The 17,431-nt window shown below is 72.3% G+C and carries 21 protein-coding genes; 13 read left to right on the plus strand and 8 right to left on the minus strand.

Annotation, left to right across the window (positions count from 1 at the left end; all coding sequences use genetic code 11):
• Positions 1-32: 32 nt before the first annotated feature.
• Together BA062_RS23030 and BA062_RS23035 are read left to right on the plus strand one after the other, a co-directional pair.
• Complete coding sequence (locus tag BA062_RS23030; RefSeq protein WP_110340055.1) at positions 33-422, plus strand: DUF2237 family protein; 390 nt, start codon at positions 33-35, stop codon at positions 420-422.
• Complete coding sequence (locus tag BA062_RS23035; RefSeq protein WP_168214066.1) at positions 419-1,531, plus strand: AI-2E family transporter; 1,113 nt, start codon at positions 419-421, stop codon at positions 1,529-1,531. The genes BA062_RS23030 and BA062_RS23035 overlap by 4 nt, the downstream gene beginning before the upstream one ends.
• Positions 1,532-1,683: 152 nt before the next feature.
• On the opposite strand, the gene BA062_RS23040 is transcribed toward BA062_RS23035, so the two are convergent.
• From BA062_RS23040 to BA062_RS23050, 3 genes are read right to left on the minus strand one after another with little or no spacing between them, the layout of a single operon-like run.
• The gene (locus BA062_RS23040; RefSeq protein WP_110340057.1) at positions 1,684-2,091 is read right to left on the minus strand and encodes a VOC family protein; all 408 of its coding nucleotides are present in this window, start codon (positions 2,089-2,091) and stop codon (positions 1,684-1,686) included.
• Positions 2,088-2,696: an ArsR/SmtB family transcription factor gene (locus BA062_RS23045; RefSeq protein WP_110340060.1), complete on the minus strand. Its 609-nt coding sequence runs from the start codon at positions 2,694-2,696 to the stop codon at positions 2,088-2,090. The genes BA062_RS23040 and BA062_RS23045 overlap by 4 nt, the downstream gene beginning before the upstream one ends.
• Before the next feature lie 54 nt (positions 2,697-2,750).
• Complete coding sequence (locus BA062_RS23050; protein WP_110340062.1) at positions 2,751-3,494, minus strand: class I SAM-dependent methyltransferase; 744 nt, start codon at positions 3,492-3,494, stop codon at positions 2,751-2,753.
• Positions 3,495-3,549: 55 nt separating this feature from the next.
• Here BA062_RS23050 and BA062_RS23055 point away from each other — a divergent pair, with 55 nt between their 5' ends.
• The gene (locus tag BA062_RS23055; protein WP_168214067.1) at positions 3,550-4,155 is read left to right on the plus strand and encodes a CYTH domain-containing protein; all 606 of its coding nucleotides are present in this window, start codon (positions 3,550-3,552) and stop codon (positions 4,153-4,155) included.
• Here the strand turns inward: BA062_RS23055 and BA062_RS23060 are convergent.
• Entirely contained in the window at positions 4,141-4,968 is an 828-nt protein-coding gene (locus BA062_RS23060) for an alpha/beta fold hydrolase (RefSeq protein ID WP_110340064.1), read from the minus strand. The genes BA062_RS23055 and BA062_RS23060 overlap by 15 nt on opposite strands.
• A 54-nt stretch (positions 4,969-5,022) precedes the next feature.
• Here BA062_RS23060 and BA062_RS23065 point away from each other — a divergent pair, with 54 nt between their 5' ends.
• Positions 5,023-5,562, plus strand: coding sequence for a CGNR zinc finger domain-containing protein (locus BA062_RS23065; protein ID WP_110340066.1), 540 nt, complete (start codon positions 5,023-5,025; stop codon positions 5,560-5,562).
• A gap of 30 nt (positions 5,563-5,592) precedes the next feature.
• On the opposite strand, the gene BA062_RS23070 is transcribed toward BA062_RS23065, so the two are convergent.
• Complete coding sequence (locus BA062_RS23070) at positions 5,593-6,489, minus strand: DMT family transporter (RefSeq protein WP_110340068.1); 897 nt, start codon at positions 6,487-6,489, stop codon at positions 5,593-5,595.
• Between the two features lie 114 nt (positions 6,490-6,603).
• Between BA062_RS23070 and BA062_RS23075 the strand changes: the two genes are divergently transcribed.
• Positions 6,604-7,467, plus strand: coding sequence for a LysR family transcriptional regulator (locus BA062_RS23075; RefSeq protein ID WP_110340483.1), 864 nt, complete (start codon positions 6,604-6,606; stop codon positions 7,465-7,467).
• A gap of 10 nt (positions 7,468-7,477) precedes the next feature.
• Here BA062_RS23075 and BA062_RS23080 read toward each other — a convergent pair whose 3' ends face one another.
• Positions 7,478-7,858, minus strand: a complete 381-nt coding sequence (locus BA062_RS23080; RefSeq protein ID WP_110340070.1) for an anti-sigma factor antagonist — start codon at positions 7,856-7,858, stop codon at positions 7,478-7,480.
• 210 nt (positions 7,859-8,068) lie between these two features.
• Here BA062_RS23080 and BA062_RS23085 point away from each other — a divergent pair, with 210 nt between their 5' ends.
• The 7 genes from BA062_RS23085 to BA062_RS23115 all read left to right on the plus strand — a co-directional run bounded on the left by BA062_RS23085 (position 8,069) and on the right by BA062_RS23115 (position 14,365).
• Positions 8,069-8,605, plus strand: coding sequence for a hypothetical protein (locus BA062_RS23085; protein WP_110340485.1), 537 nt, complete (start codon positions 8,069-8,071; stop codon positions 8,603-8,605).
• Positions 8,606-8,633: 28 nt separating this feature from the next.
• Positions 8,634-9,425 carry a SigB/SigF/SigG family RNA polymerase sigma factor gene (locus BA062_RS23090; protein ID WP_110340072.1) on the plus strand — a complete coding sequence of 264 codons (792 nt, stop codon included), beginning with the start codon at positions 8,634-8,636 and terminating at the stop codon, positions 9,423-9,425.
• Positions 9,426-9,546: 121 nt separating this feature from the next.
• On the plus strand, positions 9,547-10,077 hold the full coding sequence (locus tag BA062_RS23095) for a 2Fe-2S iron-sulfur cluster-binding protein (RefSeq protein WP_110340074.1): 531 nt from the start codon (positions 9,547-9,549) through the stop codon (positions 10,075-10,077).
• Positions 10,074-11,066, plus strand: coding sequence for an FAD binding domain-containing protein (locus tag BA062_RS23100; RefSeq protein WP_110340076.1), 993 nt, complete (start codon positions 10,074-10,076; stop codon positions 11,064-11,066). Before BA062_RS23095 ends, BA062_RS23100 begins: the two co-directional genes overlap by 4 nt.
• The gene (locus tag BA062_RS23105) at positions 11,063-13,147 is read left to right on the plus strand and encodes a xanthine dehydrogenase family protein molybdopterin-binding subunit (protein WP_110340078.1); all 2,085 of its coding nucleotides are present in this window, start codon (positions 11,063-11,065) and stop codon (positions 13,145-13,147) included. Before BA062_RS23100 ends, BA062_RS23105 begins: the two co-directional genes overlap by 4 nt.
• Before the next feature lie 24 nt (positions 13,148-13,171).
• Entirely contained in the window at positions 13,172-14,017 is an 846-nt protein-coding gene (locus BA062_RS23110) for an SDR family oxidoreductase (protein WP_110340080.1), read from the plus strand.
• A gap of 15 nt (positions 14,018-14,032) precedes the next feature.
• Positions 14,033-14,365, plus strand: coding sequence for a DUF3140 domain-containing protein (locus BA062_RS23115; RefSeq protein ID WP_110340082.1), 333 nt, complete (start codon positions 14,033-14,035; stop codon positions 14,363-14,365).
• Between the two features lie 24 nt (positions 14,366-14,389).
• On the opposite strand, the gene BA062_RS23120 is transcribed toward BA062_RS23115, so the two are convergent.
• A complete protein-coding gene (locus tag BA062_RS23120; RefSeq protein ID WP_110340084.1) occupies positions 14,390-15,361 on the minus strand; it encodes an IS481 family transposase in 972 nt (323 codons plus the stop codon).
• 152 nt (positions 15,362-15,513) lie between these two features.
• On the opposite strand from BA062_RS23120, the gene BA062_RS23125 reads away from it, so the two are divergent.
• Positions 15,514-16,302 (plus strand): PIG-L family deacetylase, encoded by a 789-nt coding sequence (locus BA062_RS23125; protein WP_110340086.1) that lies wholly within the window; start codon positions 15,514-15,516, stop codon positions 16,300-16,302.
• A gap of 250 nt (positions 16,303-16,552) precedes the next feature.
• Here the strand turns inward: BA062_RS23125 and BA062_RS23130 are convergent, their stop codons facing one another.
• Entirely contained in the window at positions 16,553-17,404 is an 852-nt protein-coding gene (locus tag BA062_RS23130; protein WP_110340088.1) for an SCO6745 family protein, read from the minus strand.
• Between the last annotated feature and the right edge of the window lie 27 nt (positions 17,405-17,431).

Raw genomic sequence — 17,431 nt, forward strand, 5'->3', positions numbered from 1 at the left:
CGCCGCGGCGGCGCACGTGCGAGGCTGGGGCCATGACCGATCGGAACGTGCTCGGCGGGAACCTGGAGCCCTGCGGCACCGACCCGCTCACCGGTTTCTACCGCGACGGGTGCTGTAACACCGGGCCCGCCGACCTGGGCAACCACACCGTCTGCGCGGTCGTGTCGGCGGAGTTCCTCGCCCACCAGAAGGCGACGGGCAACGACCTCGTCACGCCTCGTCCCGAATACGGCTTCCGCGGGCTGGTCCCCGGAGACCGCTGGTGCGTGTGCGCCGCGCGGTGGCTCGAGTCCTACGAGGAGGGGCACGCCCCGCCCGTGGTGCTGGCCTCCACCCACGAGCGGGCGATCGAGGTGATCCCCCTCGACGCGCTGCAGGAGCACGCCGTCGACGTACCGGCCGATCCCAGCGGGCTGTTGTGACGGAGCCGGCGAGCCCGGGGCGGGCGGACCTGCCGCTGCCCCGCGGCCTCGTCGTGCTCGTGGGCGCGGCCGCGCTGGTGGTCGTGGTGGCGGGGGTCCGCAGCCTCGGCGGCATCCTGGGCCCGGTCTTCCTCGCGCTGATCCTCACGATCGCGGTCAGCCCTATCGCCGCGTGGCTCCGCCGCCGGGGCGTGCCGGTGTGGCTCGCGTCCGTGGCCGGCATCCTCACGGCCTTTCTCCTGCTCGCGGCGCTGGCCGGGTCGCTGGCGTTCGCCATCAGCGAGCTCGTCACACAGTTGCCCGCCTACAGCGATCAGTTCAACGCGCTGGTCGGCGAGGTCACGTCGCTGCTGGGGCGCCTCGGCGTGGAGCAGGCGCAGATCCAGGACGCGCTGCGCCAGCTCGACCTCGGCAGTGTGGTGGGGGTCCTGCAGAACGTCCTCGGCCAGGTCGCCGGCGTCGCCTCCGACCTGCTGCTGATCGTGCTCGTGATCCTGTTCATGGGCATGGACGCGGTGAACTTCCGCAGCAGGCTCGCCGCGATCTCGGGCGAGCGCGGCGACGTGGTGACGGCACTGACCTCGTTCGCGGCGGGCACGCGCCGATTCCTCTGGGTCACCACGGCTTTCGGGCTCGTCACCGCCATCCTCGACACGATCCTGCTGCTGGTGATGGGCATCCCGCTGGCGTTCGTGTGGGGTTTGCTCGCGTTCATCACCAACTTCGTGCCCAACATTGGTTTCGTGCTGGGCCTCGTCCCGCCCGCGCTGCTCGCGCTGCTCGAGGGCGGCCCCGGGACGATGCTGCTGGTGATCGTGCTCTACATCGCCATCAACTTCGTGGTGGAGAGCCTGGTGCTGCCGAAGGTGGTCGGCGATGCCGTCGGGATCAGCGTGACGTTGTCGTTCCTCGCGCTGGTGTTCTGGGCGTGGGCGATCGGGCCGCTCGGCGCGCTGCTGGCGATCCCGCTGACGCTGATGACGAAGGCGCTGCTCGTGGACGTGGACCCCGCCAACCGCTGGATCAACGTCCTGATCGCCGCGCGCCCGCCGAGACCGCCGGAGGCCGCGAGGGACGAAGAGTCCTCAGTGGACTCGGCGGACGACTAGCTTGGGCCCGAGGCCGCCCAGCGGTCTTCCCTCGCCGACCTCCCACGTGATCAGCCCTGCCGCGTCAGCCTCCGCCGGCCCAGCGACGGCCCGCCCGAACACCGCAGCCGGCAGCAACGCCTCCAGCACCGCCCACGCCTTGCCTGGCCCGGTCAGGCGGACACGATCATGATGAGGTTGCCGCACGTGTCGTCGAAGACGGCGCTGGTCACCTCGCCCGTGCTCGTCGGCTCGCCCGGGAACCGCACCCCGAGTGCGGACAGGCGCTCGTACTCCTCGTGCACGTCGTCGACCGTGAACGTGGTCCACGGGATGCCGGCGTCGTAGAGGGCCTTCTTGTACACCTGCGCGGCCGGCCTGCCGTCGATCACGACGGCGGGGTTGGCGTCCGGTTCGAGGAGCAGCTCCACGTCGTCGGGGCCGTCGGGGGCGATCACGGTGAGCCACTTCGCCCCGCCCGCGGGGAACTCGTTCTTCTTCACGAAACCCAGCACGTCGGTGTAGAAGGCCAGCGCCTTGTCCTGGTCGTCGACGAGCACGCTGGTGAGACTGATCTTCACGACGGCTCCTTCCCCGTTGCCTTGTCCGGGTTCGCGTACGGGTGCACGGCGACGACGACGCGGTGGTCGCGCCCGCCGGGCGCGGACTCGTCGTGGTACTTCGACACGAGGCCCGCGACGGCGGTGGCGAGCTCGTCGGCGAACGCGGCCCGGTCGGAGGCGGAGGCGAACCGGACCTTGCCGTCGACGGCGAAGGTCGCCAAGCGCTTGCGGGCCTGCGTCGCGCCGGTGATCAGCTCGCCCAGCTCGCGCACCATGCGCGACGCGAGCGCCAGCAGCCAGCGCGCCGACAGCCGGTCCGGCGAGTCCTCCGGGTCCGGCTGCACGTCGCCGAGGACGTTCGGCGAGATCACGTACGACGACGCCGTCGCCCGCAGCACCCGCTCGTTGACGTTGCCCTTGCGGCGTTCCTCGACCAGCTCCACGAGCCCGTGCCGCTCCAGTGCACGCAGGTGATAGTTGACCTTCTGCCTCGGCAGGCCGATCCGCTGGGCCAGCGAGCTGGCGGAGCCGGGCTGGGCCAGCTCGGCGAGCAGCCGGGCCCGCACGGGGTCCAGGGAGACTTCGGCCGCCCCCGGATCGTCGATCACCGCGACTTCGTGCATGGCCTCACCGTGACACCGACAATAAGTATTGTCAAGACACGCTCAGTTGTCGGTTCACGCGCGTTTGGTCGCCAGCGCATGCAACACGAACGCGGCCTGCCGCGTGTGCACGGTGTCCGCGCCCGCGTCGTGGAGGCCGTCTGCCAGTTCCTCCGCGCCCAGCAGCACCAGGCCGGCGGGCGAGTCCGTGATGAGCTTGCCGACGCGCGTGGCCAGCCTGCCGCGCGGGCTCGGCACCATGATCGCGAGCCTGCCCCCCGGCGCGAGCACCCTGACCAGCTCGGCGACCACGTCGAGCGGGCGCGGGACGAGCTGCAGCACGGCCAGGCACGTGACGGCGGCGAACGTGCCGTCGTGGAACGGCAGCCGCGTCGCGTCGGCGCGCACGAACCCGACGTTCGGCGCACCGTGGTCGCGCACCGCGCGTTCCAGCATCGACTCCGAGATGTCGGCTCCGAGGGCCAGTCCGCGCGGTCCGGCGGCGCGGCCCAGCTCCGCCGTGATGTCGCCGGGACCGGAACCGACGTCGAGCGTGAGCCCGCCGTCAGGCATCCGCAGCACCGACAGCGGCGGCCGCAGCGAGAGGAACACCTTGCGGGTGAGCCGCTGCGCGGTGTCGTAGACCGCGGCGCCCGCGGTGGACTCCCACGCCGCCTGGATCGGGCCCGGCGGCTCGCGGTTTACCGGACCGAGCAGGTCGAGGTAGCCGCGGGTGGTGTCGGGCTCGTCCGGCGGGTCCTTCAACAGCGGCAGCGTGCGGCTGATGGCTTCCGGTACCACGTGCTCCAGGCGATCCATGCCAGCAGACAGTAACGTCGAGGGCATGGCCGAGCACAGCGAGGAGAGGCGACCCATGATCGAACGAGAGGTCAAGTTCGAACTGGACCTGGACGTTCCGGTGCCGCGTCTCGACGGCGTGGGTCCCGTGGCCAGGCAGGCCGATCCGGTGAAGTCGGTACTCGAGGCCACCTACTACGACGCGCGGGACTACCGCCTGCTCGGCTCCGGCGTCACCCTGCGCAGGCGCACCGGCGGGAGCGACGCCGGCTGGCACCTCAAGCTGCCGCGCCAGGACGGGCATCGCGAGGAGATCACCGAGCCGCTCGGTGGCCCGGCCAGCGCGGTGCCGCCGGCACTCGCGGAGCGCGTGCGCGACCGGCTGGGCGACGAGATACTCGTGCCGGTCGCGCGCATCACCACCACGCGGTACTCCTACTCGCTCCTCGACGCCGACGACCATCCACTCGCGACACTCGTCGACGACCACGTGACGGCGGAGGTCGCGGGCGAGGGTACGGGCCTGGACAGCTGGCGGGAGCTGGAGGTGGAGCTCACCGACCAGGCCGAGGAGGGCCTGCTCGGTCTGGTCACCGAAGCGCTGGCGACGGTCGGCGTCCGGCCTTCGCGGTGGCCGTCGAAGCTGCGCCGCGTGCTGGGCGACCGGCTACCGCCCGGCTGACAGGAACTCCGTCAGCGCACCGGTGAGCCGGGCGGGCGCGTCCTCCTGCGCGAGGTGCCCCGCGCCGTCGAGCAGGGTGAGCCGCGCGCCGGGGATCCGGGAGGCCAGGTCCTTGCCGCGCTCGGGCGGCAGCCACGAGTCGGCCGCGCCCCAGCACACGAGCACGGGCAGGTCCAGCTCATCGAGGCGCGGCTCGATCTCGTCGGTGTAGCGCTGGTCGGCTTGCGCGATCTGCCGGTAGAACGCCGCCTGCCCCTGCTCACCGAGCCACGGCCCGGCGAGCGCGTCCAGCGTCGCGGGGTGCAGGCCGGGCCCGCTGGCCGTGCCCACGTACTCGCGCACGAGCGCCCGGTGCAGGTGGGGCGGGAGCTGCTCGAAGACTCGTGCGTGCTCGGCGACCAGCCGGAAGAACGGCGAGCCCCACGGGGCCAGCGCGACGACGTCGACGAGCGCGAGCCGCGCGTAGGCGGCGCCGTGCAGCAGCCGCGCCCGGAGCGAGACGGCGCCGCCGAAGTCGTGGGCCACCACCGACGGCTCACGAAGGCCCCAGTGCTCCAGCAGCGCGGCGAAGATCTCCGCCTGGGCGCGCAGCGAGACGTCCTGACCCTCGCGCATCTCGGAGCGCCCGTAGCCCAGCATGTCCCACACGTAGACCTCGTGGTGCGCGGCGAGCGCGCGGCCCACGTCGCGCCAGACGTAGGACGAGAACGGCGTGCCGTGCAGCAGCACCACCGGCGGCCCCTCGCCGAATCGCGCCCACCGGACGGTGCCGCCCGCAGTCTCGTACCGCTCCGGCAGTTCCCAGTCCGTCATGCCCCTCCTCCGTCCTGTTACCGGCTTAGCCGCTTTGACGGTAACATCACGGGCATGGTCCACGCACGCTCCGGTGCGCCGGGAGAGCTGGGCGCGCTCGAAGCCCTCTGCAACTCGGCGCGCCTGCTCGACACCGAGGACGCGCTGCTCACCCCCGCCAGCACGGCGGCCTGGCTGCGCGAGCACGGGCTCGAGCTCGGGGAACCGAACCGCAAGGAGCACGAGCTCCTGCTCGCGTTCCGCGAGACCGTGCGCGAGCACCTCGCCGGCACGGACCCGGCCGCGAGCGCCGCGGCGCTGAACCGGTTCGCCAAGTCCACTGTGGCCGGTGTGCGATGGTCGGCGGCGGGCGAGCCGGTGGTACCGCCGAAGCGCGAGGGCGGCGTCGAGGGCTATGTCGCGTCGCTGCTCGGCATCCTGTTCACCGCCGGGCTGCTGGGCGAGCTGGAGCGGCTGAAGGTGTGCCGCAACCCCGACTGCCGCTACGTGTTCTACGACCGCTCCCCCGGCCGCAACAGCGTGTGGTGCAGCATGGACAGCTGCGGCGCCCGGCACAAGATGCGTGCCTACCGCTCACGGCACGCACACCGCTGACTCGTCAGCCGCGGGCCGGCCGGCGGCGGGTCAGGCGTGGGCCGGCCGCCGCGGCTTCGCCGGTGCCGACCTCGCCAGGAAGACGCCGATCAGCACCAGCACGGCGCCGCCGAGGGTGTTCCAGCCGATGCCCTCGCCGAGCAGCACCACGCCGATGCCCGTGGACCACAGCGGGGTCACGTAGGTGACGGTGGAGGCGACCGTGGGCCCCGCCGTGCGGATCACCCTGAGGTTGAGCACGTAGGCGACGCCGGTGGCCCCCGCGCCGAGCACCACGAGCGCGAGCGCGGGGCCCGCGCCCGGCCACACCGGTGCGCCCTCGGCCAGCGGCGTGACGAGCAGCAGCTGCACCGTGGCGGCACCGATCTGGGTCGCCGACAGCGCCGTCGCCGACTCGTGCCGGTGCGAGAAGAACCTTCTGGTGTAGGCGAAACCGGCGCCGTAGCACGTCGTGGCCGCCACACACGCGAGGCTGCCCGCGAGCACGCCCCCGCTCGTGCCCTGCCAGACGCCCAGCAGCACGAGCACCCCGGCGAAGCCGGTGAGCAGGCCGGCGACCCGCCCTGGCGTTGGCCGCTCCGACGGCACCAGCGCGAGTGCGAACAACAGCGTCGTGAGCGGCGTCGTCGCGTTGATCACCCCGGCGAGCACGGAGCTGACGTGCGTCTGGCCGTAGGCGACGAGCGTGAACGGCACCGCGTTGAGCAGCGCGGCGACGACGGCGGCGTGACCCCAGGTCCGCGGGTCCCTCGGCAACGGCGTGCGCAGCACGGCGCACAGCGCGAGCAGGGTGAGCGCCCCGAACAGGCAGCGCCAGAACGCCACCCAGAGCGGCGCGACGCCCGCGTCGACGGCGATCTTGATCAGCGAGAAGCTCGCCCCCCACATCGCCGAGACCAGCACGAAGCCCGGCAGCCAACGGATCATGTCCCCACCTTCGCGTCTCGCCGCCCCCGGTACCGGCGGTTTCCGGTCACGACCTTGCCCGCCGGGCGATAATGAGTCCAACAAGTCGTTCCGGCAAAGCTATGAGGCTTGCTCATGACATTGAACCTCGCGCAGCTGCGCGCCTTCGTCGCGGTGGCCGACGAGGGCGGCTTCAGCGCGGCGGCGGACTCACTGGGGATCAGCCAGTCCGCGGTCTCGCACGCGGTGGCGGCCCTCGAGAAGACGGTCGGCCTCCCGGTGCTGTCCCGGGACCGGGGGCCGAGGCCGACGGCGTTCGGCGAGGGAATCCTGGTGCACGCGAGGGCCGCGCTGTCGGCGGCGGCCGCGATCACCACGCTCGCCGCCGAGCACACCGGAGCCGCGAAGGGCACCGTTCGCCTCGCCGCGCCGCCGAGCGTCTGCCAGGGGTTGCTGCCCGGGCTCTTGGAGCACTGGGCCGCCGAGCTGCCGCACGTCTCGGTGCAGCTGTTCGAGGGCGAGGACGACGAGGTGGCCGAGTGGCTCGGCAACGGCACGGCCGACGCCGCGGTGCTGGTGGATCCCGGGCGCGACACCGGGGTCGTGGTCGGCGAGGACGTCTTCCACGCGGTGGTGCGCCGCGATCACCCGCTGGCCGGCGAGGCCGCGATCTCGGTGGCCGAGCTCGCCGACGACCCGCTGCTGCTCTCGGCCGGCGGCTGTGAGGCGCACGTCCGGCGCCTCTTCCGCGCGGCGCGCACCCCGCTCAAGCCGACCCACCACGTGCGCGAGCTGGGGACGCTGCTGGCGATGGTGACGCACGGCGTCGGCGTGTCCGTGGTGCCGGGGCTGGTGTCCGCGTTGCTCGGCCGGGAGCTCGTGCTCGTGCCGCTGCGGGAGCAGGTGGGGCGCCGCCTGGTGCTGACCGGACCGCGGCACCAGCCGTGGCAGCCCGCGACCACCGCGCTGGTCACGTCGGCGTGCCGCCGGAGGACCTGACTAGATCGATTCAGTGGACGCGGGCGCCCGCGTCGGCGCGCTCGCTCACGGCGGCGATCGCCTCGCCGAGATCGGCGTAGACCGGCAGCGACCGGTCGAGCCCCGTCACGGCCAGCGGGCGCAGCACCGGCTGGCGGCCCGTCAACGCCCAGGGGACCGCGCGCTGCCTCGCCGCGGCCGACAGCCGCACGAGCAGCGACAAGCCCGCCGCTCCGAAGAAGCTGGCCTCGGTCAGGTCGAGCACGAGGGAGTTCGCCGCCCCCAGCTGCTCGTCGACACAGTCGCGCAACGGGGGCACGGCGACGATGTCGACCTCGCCCGCCACGTGCGTCACCACGAGCCCGGCTCTGCGGGGCTCGACTCTGATGTCGATGGTCCTGACGTTATCCACGGGGTCGCCGCCTTCCGGTTGCTCGCGGTTTCGCGGGGAGCCGGCTGGGACAGGGGTGCGACAGCTCAACCACCAGTTGCGACCGTACGCGTACCGCGCGTCGGCACGCAAGACCGGTCACCGTCCGAGCAACGTCCATTATGGACTGTTTTGCGCTCGGCGCGGTCCGGGTAACCGGCGGTCGCCACGAAGCGAGTGAAGGAGCTGACGATGTCCGAACCGCGTGCGGAGGGACCCGCCCTGGTGTGGGCCGGCGAGAACGGCGCGCCCGTCGTGCTCGTGCTGGACCCGCTGGGGGAGGCCAAGCACGAGGAGATTCCGCCCACGTGGAACGAGATCGCCGGCGATCGGCACGTCTGCTGGTGCCGGCTGCCCGTGGAGGGAGGACTCACCGAAGCCGAGGAACTGCTGGCGGATCCCGCCGCGCTCGGCTCACCGGTGGACCTCGTCGTGAGCGGACCGAACGCCTTCGAGGGCCTCGACATGGCCGCGCGGCACACCGGCACGGTGCGCTCGGTACTCCTCGTCGACCCGGAATCCCACAGCCTCCACGACGGCGAGAACCGAATGTCCACACGGAGGAGTGAACTGGAGGACGCCGGGATCATGGTCGCCGTGGTCGCGCGCACCTTCGAGGGCGACCGCGACCGGATCGGTCCGCCGTTGCCACTGGGCCATCCCGATGTCGTGAAGGAAGTCCACAGCTCGCTGATCGCATTGGACGCCCCCAGCCGTGGCGGTGTGTGACCCGCAGCGGAGCGGGGTAGCCGTTCCCGTGACGTCCGAGCAGCAGCCTCAGCCGGAGGTGCCGGAGCAAGGACGCGGGTACGAGGACGTGGCGCCCCTTCTCACCGAGCTCGCCACGCTCCCCAGGGGAGACCCCCGGCACACCGCCTTGCGCGAGGAGGTCATCACCCGGTGCCTCCCGCTCGCCGAGCACATCGCACGCCGGTTCTCCGGGCGCGGCGAGTCCCGCGACGACCTGCTCCAGGTGGCCAGGCTCGGGCTGCTCAACGCGATCGACCGGTTCGACACGAGCCGGGGCACGGAGTTCGTCGCGTTCGCCGTGCCGACCATCATGGGCGAGGTCCGCAGGCATTTCCGCGACGCGAGCTGGGCCGTGCGCGTTCCGCGCAGGCTGAAGGAACTGCACCTCGCGCTCAGCCAGACCAGCGGCAGGCTCGCCCAACGTCTCGGCAGGGCGCCAACACCGAGCGAGCTCGCCGCCGAGCTCGACCTCGATCCCCAGGACGTCTGGGAGGGCCTGCTCGCCGGCAACGCCTACCAGTCGGTGTCGATGGACGCCGCGCACAACGAGGACGGCACCCTGCCACTGGCCGAGACGGTCGGCGAGGACGACGCCGAGCTGGAGAACGTGGAGTACCACGAGTCCCTGCAGCCGCTGCTGGCCCAGCTGCCCGAGCGCGAGCGGCGCGTGCTGATCCTGCGCTTCTACGGCAACATGACGCAGACCCAGATCGCCGAGCGCGTGGGGATCTCGCAGATGCACGTCTCCCGGCTGCTGGCGCGGACGCTCGCGTTCCTGCGCTCCAGGCTCACGGAATAGCCCGTTTGGCCGTCCGGCGTGAAGGGTACTTGCGAGGGCATGGTGAGCATCGGCTACGCCTCCGCCAGCCGGCCCCCGTGGGTCCCCGGGAACGTGCCGCCGAACGTGCCCCGGGACTGACATGGTGAACACCGAGTCCGAGATCACCCTGCTCGTCGACGGCGCGCCCCGCCGGCTCACCGTCGACAACCGCGTGACCCTGCTCGACGCGCTGCGCGACCGGCTCGGCGTGACCTCGCCCAAGAAGGGCTGCGACCACGGTCAGTGCGGCGCGTGCACGGTGCTGCTCGACGGGCGGCGTGTCACCACGTGCCTCACGTTCGCGGTCGCCTGCGACGGCGCGGAGGTCACCACGAGCGCGGGCCTCGCCGTCGACGGGCGGTTGCATCCGCTGCACCAGGCGTTCCTCGACCACGACGGGTTCCAGTGCGGCTACTGCACTCCCGGCCAGATCTGCTCGGCCGCGGGCGTGCTCGACGAGGCCAGGGCGGGCTGGCCGAGCGCGGTCACCGCCGACGTGCGCACGACGCCGTCACTGGGCGAGGAGGAGATCCGCGAGCGGATGAGCGGCAACCTCTGCCGGTGCGGCGCCTACGTCAACATCGTCGCCGCGATCTCCGAGGTTGCCGGGAAGGGAGAGGCGGGGCCGTGATCCCCTTCGACTACCGCCGCGCCGACGACGTGGACAGCGCCGTCGCCACGGTGACGGGCAACCCGGCGGCCGCGTTCCTCGGCGGCGGCACCAACCTCGTCGACCACATGAAGCTCGGGATCGCCGGGCCGGAGCTGCTCGTCGACGTCACCCACCTGCCGTTCGACCGCGTCGAGGAACTCCCGGACGGCGGTCTGCGGATCGGGGCGAACGTGCGCAACAGCGACCTCGCCGCCCACCCGCTCGTGCGCGAGCGGTACCCGGCGCTCGCGCAGGCCGTGCTCGCGGGCGCGTCCGGGCAGCTGCGCAACCTCGCCACCACGGGCGGGAACCTGTTGCAGCGCACGCGGTGCGTGTACTTCCAGGACGTGACGACGCCGTGCAACAAGCGCACCCCCGGCGAGGGCTGCGCCGCGCTGCACGGCTACACGCGCTACCACGCCGTGCTCGGCGCGTCCCGGCACTGCGTGGCCGTGCACCCCTCCGACCTGGCCGTGGCGCTGACCGCGCTCGACGCCGTGGTGCGGGTGCGGAGGGCCGACGGCGAGCGCACCGTGCGCGCCTCGGCGCTGCACCGCCTTCCCGGCGCCCACCCGGAGCGGGACACCGTGCTCGAACACGGCGAGCTGATCACCGCCGTCGACCTGCCCCCGCTGCCGCTCGCGGCGAACTCGCGCTACCGCAAGGTCAGGGACCGGGCGTCGTACGCCTTCGCACTGGTGTCGGTGGCCGCGGCGCTCGACGTGGCCGACGGGCGGGTCCGTGACGTGCGGCTCGCGCTCGGCGGCGTGGCCCACAAGCCGTGGCACGCCACGCTCGCCGAGCACGTCCTGCGCGGCGGACCGACCACTGTGGACGCCTTCAACGCCGCCGCCGACGCCGAGCTGGCCGAGGCGCAGCCGTTGCCCGACAACGGGTTCAAGCTCAAACTGGCCCGCAACCTGATCGTGTCGGTGTTGCGCGCGCTGGCCGGGGAGGACACGCGATGACGGGCCTGCTGGAACCACGGTCGGTCGGCGCGGACCGGGAGCGGGTCGACGGGGCCGCGAAGGTCACCGGCACCGCCCCGTACGCCTACGAGCAGCCTGTGCCGAACCCCGCGTACCTGCATCCCGTGCAGGCCACCATCGCCCGCGGCGAGGTCACGGACGTGCGCACCGGGGACGCCACCGCGCTCGACGGCGTGCTGGCCGTGCTTACGCCGTTCGACGCGCCGAGGCTGGAGACCGGGCGGGACGCCGAGCTGGAGATCCTCCAGTCCCCCGAGGTGCACTTCCGCGGCCAGCTCATCGGTGCCGTGGTGGCCGAGACACCCGAGATCGCCAGGCAGGCCGCCGACCTGGTGCGCGTGAGCTACGCGCGGTCCGACCACGACGTGTCGCTGTCGGCCGACCACCCCGGCCTCTACCGCCCCGACGAGGTCAACGCCGGCGGGGAGACCGACACGCGGCAGGGCGATCCGGATGGCGCGTTCGCCGGTGCGGCCAGGACCGTCGAGGCGACCTACACGACGCCGATGTACCACAACAACCCCCTGGAGCCGCACACGACGGTCGCGTCGTGGGACTCGTCGGGGCTGACGATCTACGACTCGACGCAGGGCGTGCACTCGATGCGGCAGGTGGTCGCCTCGACGTTCGGCATCGACGAGAGCGGCATCCGCGTGGTCGCGCCGTACGTGGGTGGCGGCTTCGGCTCCAAGGGGACCCCGCACGCCAACATCGTGCTCACGGTGCTCGCGGCCAAGCGCATGGCGGGCAGGCCGGTGAAGTACGCGCTCACGCGGCAGCAGATGTTCTCGTTCGTCGGCTACCGGACGCCGACCATCCAGCGGGTCCGCCTCGGCGCCGACGAGCACGGCAGGCTCGTGTCGCTCAGCAACGACGTGGTCGAGCAGACCTCGCGGATCAAGGAGTACGCCGAGCAGAGCGGTGAGCCGGCCAGGAAGCTGTACGCCGCGCCGAACCGGAGGACCACCCACCGCCTCGCGCCGCTCGACGTGCCGGTGCCCTCGTGGATGCGGGCGCCCGGCGAGTGCCCCGGCATGTTCGCACCCGAGGTCGCGATGGACGAGCTGGCGCAGGCGTGCGGCCTCGACCCGATCGAGCTGCGCGTGCGCAACGAGCCGGAGACCGACCCCGGCTCGGGGCTGCCGTTCTCCAGCCGCAACCTCGTCGCGTGCCTGCGTGAGGGCGCGCGGCGGTTCGGCTGGGACACACGACCCAGGCCGGCACGCTCCACCCTGGAGGACGGCTGGTGGGTCGGCACGGGCGTGGCGAGCTCGGCCTACCCGGTGCACCAGTCGCCCGGCTCCTCCACCGCGACCGTCCGGTTCACCGCCGCCCGGCGCTACGAGGTGCGCATCGGGGCGGTCGACATCGGCACCGGCGCGTGGACGGCGCTGACACAGATCGCGGCCGACGCCCTCGACGTGCCGTTCGAGGACGTCGACCTGCGTATCGGCGACACCGGCCTGCCCGCCGCGGCCGTGGCGGGCGGCTCGTCGGGCATCACGAACTGGGGCTGGGCGATCGTCGAGGCGGCCAGGGTGTTCCGTGAGAAGTTCGGCGCCGACCCGAGCCCCGGCGACGAGCGGACGGCGACCCAGCCGGAGAACCCCAACACCGAGCGGTACGCCATGAGCGCCTACGGCGCGCAGTTCGCCGAGGTGCGGGTCGACGCCTACACCGGCGAGATCAGGGTCCCGCGCCTGCTCGGCGTGTTCGCTGCGGGGCGGATCGTCAACCCCCGCACCGCGCGCTCGCAGCTCGTCGGCGGCATGACGATGGGGCTGTCGATGGCGCTGCACGAGGAGAGCGTGACCGACGAGCGGTTCGGTTTCGTCGTCAACCACGACCTCGCCGAGTATCACATCGCGGCGTGCGCTGACGTGCGGCGGATCGAGGCGCACTGGCTCGACGAGCACGATCCGTACGTCAACCCGATGGGCACCAAGGGAATCGGCGAGATCGGCATCGTCGGCACGGCCGCCGCCATCGCCAACGCCGCCTACCACGCCACCGGCGTGCGAGTGCGGGACCTGCCGATCACGGCCGACAAGTTCCTGTGAGCACACCGACGTCGAGGAGGGACCATGAGCCAGCCGGCGCAGAGCCAGCAGCCGCCCGGCGAGACCGGGCCGATGGAGCCGCGGCCACGCGACGAGATGGCCGATTACGTTGGCCGCGACCTGCTCAAGGGCAGGCGGGCCTTGATCACCGGAGGCGACTCCGGCATCGGGCGCGCCGTGGCCGTCGCCTTCGCGAAGGAGGGCGCGGACGTGGCGATCGCCTACCTGAGCGAGGACGCCGACGCCGAGCACACGAAGAAGCTCGTCGAGGCGCAGGGCAGGCGGTGCGTGCTGCTGCGCGGCGACCTCGCCGAGGCCCGCCAGTGCACCCACGTGGTCGAGGAGACCGTCCGCGAGCTGGGCGGGCTCGACCTGCTCGTCAACAACGTCGCGACGCAGCGGGAACTGGAGTCGGTCGACGAGCTGACCGACGAGCAGTGGACGCACACGTTCGACGTCAACATGCACAGCTACTTCCGCGTCACCGCGGCGGCGCTCGAGCACCTGCCCCAGGGCGGCGCGATCGTCAACACGGGCTCGGTGAACGGCCTGCGCGGCAACAAGAAGCTCATCGACTACTCCGCGACGAAGGGCGCCATCCACGCGTGGACGATGGCGATGGCGCAGGCACTGGCGCCGCGCGGGATCCGGATCAACTGCGTCGCCCCGGGTCCGGTGTGGACACCGCTCATCCCGTCGACGATGTCCGAGGAGCACGTGGAGAAGTTCGGCGGCAACGTCCCGCTCGGCCGCCCCGCGGACCCGGACGAGCTGGCGCCGTCGTTCGTCTTCCTCGCGGCCCCGCGGCTGTCGTCCTACTACACCGGCGAGGTCATCGCGGCGCTCGGCGGCGAGACCATGCCGGGCTGACGGAAGGAGGAACCCATGGCGGATCAGCAGACCGACGAGCTGTGGACCGAGTTCCACCGGGTCGTCAACATGACGTCGCGTGAACTGGCGGAATGGCTGCGCACGGAGGCCGCGTCGCCGGTGGACGAGGAGCTGCCGGACCACGCGGGCCCGCACCTGGGCCAGCGGGTGTTGGAGATACTGGGCAAGCGCAAGACGGACCTGGACACCGACGACCGGAAGGTGATGCAAAAGGTGGTGGACAAGGTCCACGCCCAGCGCCGCGACGACCTGGAACCGACGGCAGGCCAGGCCCACTGGCGGCACAAGCTGATGTCACTAGGCCACGATCCGCTCAAGCCGGTCTAGGTGTCGTGACCTGACACGTTGTTGTCAGGCGGCGAGCCTGCTGATGGGTGGTCGGCCGCCGAGGGCGGAGTGGCCGCGTTGAGTGTTGTAGTGGTGGAGGAATCGGTCAAGGCCGCGACGGCGGGACGTGTTGCTGGTCCAGGGTCGGGCGTAGGCCCATTCGTTGAGCAGGGTGCGGTTGAAGCGTTCGGCTTTGCCGTTGGTCCAGGGGCAGCCGGGTTTGGTGAAGCGGCGTTTGATGCTCCAGGCCGTGCAGACCCAGCCCCAGTCGGTGCCGCGCCGGTAGACCAGGGCGTTGTCGGTCAGGACGCGGCGCACGCGGATGTTGTGGGCGGCGAACCAGGCCAGCGCGCGGTGCAGGAAGGCCGCACAGGTGTGGTCTTTCTCGTCGGCGAGGACCTCGCTGTAGGCCAGGCGGGTGTGGTCATCGATCGCGGTGTGGACGTAGTCGTAGCCGATCTTGGTCTTCTTGTGGCGGTTCGCGACCGATACCTTCGCCTCGCGCCCGTGCAGTCGCCACCCGCCACCGGCCGGGATCCGGCCCAGTTTCTTCACGTCCACGTGGATCATTGACCCGGGTGTGCGGTGTTCATAGCGGTGGGGGCTGCACCGCGAACCGCGTACCGGCTCGCCGGTAATCGGGTCGATCGCGGCCAGGTGCGGCACGGCGTGGCGGGCCAGGATCCGTCCGACCGTCGACGGGTTGAGACCGAGCTCGGAGGCGAGCGCGACCGCGCCGCGACGGCGGCGTCGCCGCGCGGCCAACACCCGCTGCTCGACCCATTTCGGGGTGCGAGTGGGCATCCGCCGCGGCCGCGACGAACGATCACCCAACGCGGCGTCGCCACCCTCGGCGTAACGGCGCACCCACTTGTACACCGTCGCGCGCGACACCCCCAGCTGCTCGGCCACGTGCGCGGCCGGCCACCCGGCAGCGACACGCTCAACGATCAGGCGACGAGCGAACACATTGGTACGGGCATTAGCGTGAGCCATCGAGGACCTCCTGCGGGTGAATGCCAGACACATCCACTCCGCCAGGAGGTCCTCCCACGTTCAAGCAGGCGCGCCGTCAACAACCTCCCGGGTCACGACATCTAGGCGCCGCCAGGTTCGCCTCCGGCGGGGACGGCGGTTAGCCTCGCGGCATGGCGACTCTGGTTACCTTTCACGCCCACCCCGACGACGAGTGCATCGGTTGCGGCGGCATCATGCGCAAGGCCCACGAGGAGGGGCACCGGGTCGTGCTCGTGGTGGCCACCCGGGGTGAGCACGGGGAGGTTCCCGACGGTTTCCTCGCCGAGGGTGAGCCGCTCTGGGAGCGCCGCGTCGCCGAGACCCACGCCTCCGCCGGCATCCTCGGCGCCCAGCGCGTCGAGTTCCTCGGCTACGCCGACTCCGGGATGATGGGCACCCCCACCAACGACGCGCCCGGCTCGTTCTGGACGACGCCCGTCGAGGACGCCGCCCACAAGCTCGCCGCCATTCTGCGCGAGGAGTCCGCCGACGTGCTCACGTGCTACGACGACAACGGCGGGTACGGCCATCCCGACCACATCATGGTCCACCGCGTCGGCATGCGTGCCGCCGAACTGGCCGGCACGCCGCGCGTCTACCAGAACACCATCAACCGCGACCACATGCTGCGCGGCAGGCAGGCGCTGGCGAACGTTCCCGAGCTCGCCGGGATCGACATGCAAGAGCCGGACGAGAGCTTCGGCAAGCCCGAGTCGGTCATCACCGCCGCCGTGGACGTCACCCCCTTCCTCGGGCACAAGCGGCACGCCATGCGCGCGCACGCGAGCCAGATCAGCGAGCAGTCGTTCTTCCTCGCGATGCCCGACGAGGCGTTCGCCTACGCCTTCGGCACCGAGTGGTTCATCCGCGAGGGACAGGGCCCCGGCATCACCGAGACCGACCTCCTCGCGGGGCTGTGACCGCGGCCGTGTCCGTCTCCATCGCACTGTTCACCCGTGATCCGCGCGGGCGGCGCACGTCGCCGCCGACGTCAGCACCTGCCCGCACCGGCGGGAAACGGCGGTGCGGCAACGACTTCGCGAGAGCAGGCGCGAGCTGCGGGTGCACGATGCCGTGACCCCGCCGCTGGTCGGCCGAGCGCAAGCGCCCGGTGCTCGGCCCGCCGGGCATGATCGCCCCGCCCCGGCTGAGGGCTGGGAACTCCACGGCTCAGGGTGCCGGGGCGCCGACCGGGTTCGGAAACGGCACGACCTCCGCCGCGAGCGTCCGCGCCGCGGGCCGCAGAAACGCCGCCAGGCTCGTCAGCTCGGTCTCCCGCACCACCCCGTACGGCGGCGCGGCCAGCACGTCGGTGCGCCGCTCGATGTGCTCACGCAGCGCGCGGCCGCTCTCGCTCAACGACCCCGGAGCGCTCAGCAGCCCGCGCTCGCGCAGGCGCTCGGCCGCCTCGGCCCACTCCTGTTCCGTCCAGCCGCGGGCGGGCTCGGTGACGGCCCTGCTGCCGTCGGCGGCGTCGCGCAGCACGTGGGCCTCCACGCCGTCGATGCCCTCCGAGACGAGCACGGCGACGTGGCCGTCGCCCCGGTGCTCCCGCAGGGTCGTCGCGGCTTGCCAGAGCGCGGCCAGCGGCTCGTCGGGCCAGTCGAGCGCGGCATTGGCGGCGGCCAGCGGGCGGCCGGACCACGAGACGGCGCCGACGATCCGGTGCAGCACCTCCACGCTCACGGAGAGCCGGGAGTCCTGGCGCAGCGACGGCACGTACGCGTCGAGCGCGGCGACGGCGCCGTCGCCGCGCGCGGCGAGCGCCTGCGCCGGGGCGGCCATCTCCCACACGGCGGGAATGGAGCGGGCGAGGAAGGCCGGCGCGAAGTTGTGGAACACGGCCGTCACGGTGCCCAGGCCCACCACGCCGAGCGGAGCGGCCCGCGTGGCGACGTAGCCGCGCCAGAAGCCGCGCAGGCCCACGGCCTCGTGCGCGGCCCGTGCCTGCGGGGCGAAATACGTGACGTCGTGCACCGGCTCCAGCAGGACCCATAGCGAACGCGCGGCTTCGGGGCTCACCGGCTCAGTATGCCGGAGCCGCGAGGG

Origin of the sequence: Prauserella flavalba (assembly GCF_003202235.1) — a bacterium.
In the GTDB taxonomy this organism is placed as follows: Bacteria; Actinomycetota; Actinomycetes; order Mycobacteriales; family Pseudonocardiaceae; genus Prauserella_A; species Prauserella_A flavalba.

Excerpts from the sequence above, each read along its gene's own strand:
- BA062_RS23115 (WP_110340082.1), top strand. The coding sequence starts at position 14,033 with ATGGCGGATCAGCAGACCGACGAGCTGTGGACCGAGTTCCACCGGGTC.
- BA062_RS23095 (WP_110340074.1), top strand. The coding sequence starts at position 9,547 with ATGGTGAACACCGAGTCCGAGATCACCCTGCTCGTCGACGGCGCGCCC.
- BA062_RS23105 (WP_110340078.1), top strand. The coding sequence starts at position 11,063 with ATGACGGGCCTGCTGGAACCACGGTCGGTCGGCGCGGACCGGGAGCGG.
- BA062_RS23070 (WP_110340068.1), bottom strand. The coding sequence starts at position 6,489 with ATGATCCGTTGGCTGCCGGGCTTCGTGCTGGTCTCGGCGATGTGGGGG.
- BA062_RS23045 (WP_110340060.1), bottom strand. The coding sequence starts at position 2,696 with ATGCACGAAGTCGCGGTGATCGACGATCCGGGGGCGGCCGAAGTCTCC.
- BA062_RS23085 (WP_110340485.1), top strand. The coding sequence starts at position 8,069 with ATGTCCGAACCGCGTGCGGAGGGACCCGCCCTGGTGTGGGCCGGCGAG.
- BA062_RS23055 (WP_168214067.1), top strand. The coding sequence starts at position 3,550 with ATGATCGAACGAGAGGTCAAGTTCGAACTGGACCTGGACGTTCCGGTG.
- BA062_RS23110 (WP_110340080.1), top strand. The coding sequence starts at position 13,172 with ATGAGCCAGCCGGCGCAGAGCCAGCAGCCGCCCGGCGAGACCGGGCCG.
- BA062_RS23125 (WP_110340086.1), top strand. The coding sequence starts at position 15,514 with ATGGCGACTCTGGTTACCTTTCACGCCCACCCCGACGACGAGTGCATC.
- BA062_RS23120 (WP_110340084.1), bottom strand. The coding sequence starts at position 15,361 with ATGGCTCACGCTAATGCCCGTACCAATGTGTTCGCTCGTCGCCTGATC.
- BA062_RS23060 (WP_110340064.1), bottom strand. The coding sequence starts at position 4,968 with ATGACGGACTGGGAACTGCCGGAGCGGTACGAGACTGCGGGCGGCACC.
- BA062_RS23030 (WP_110340055.1), top strand. The coding sequence starts at position 33 with ATGACCGATCGGAACGTGCTCGGCGGGAACCTGGAGCCCTGCGGCACC.
- BA062_RS23050 (WP_110340062.1), bottom strand. The coding sequence starts at position 3,494 with ATGGATCGCCTGGAGCACGTGGTACCGGAAGCCATCAGCCGCACGCTG.
- BA062_RS23075 (WP_110340483.1), top strand. The coding sequence starts at position 6,604 with ATGACATTGAACCTCGCGCAGCTGCGCGCCTTCGTCGCGGTGGCCGAC.
- BA062_RS23065 (WP_110340066.1), top strand. The coding sequence starts at position 5,023 with ATGGTCCACGCACGCTCCGGTGCGCCGGGAGAGCTGGGCGCGCTCGAA.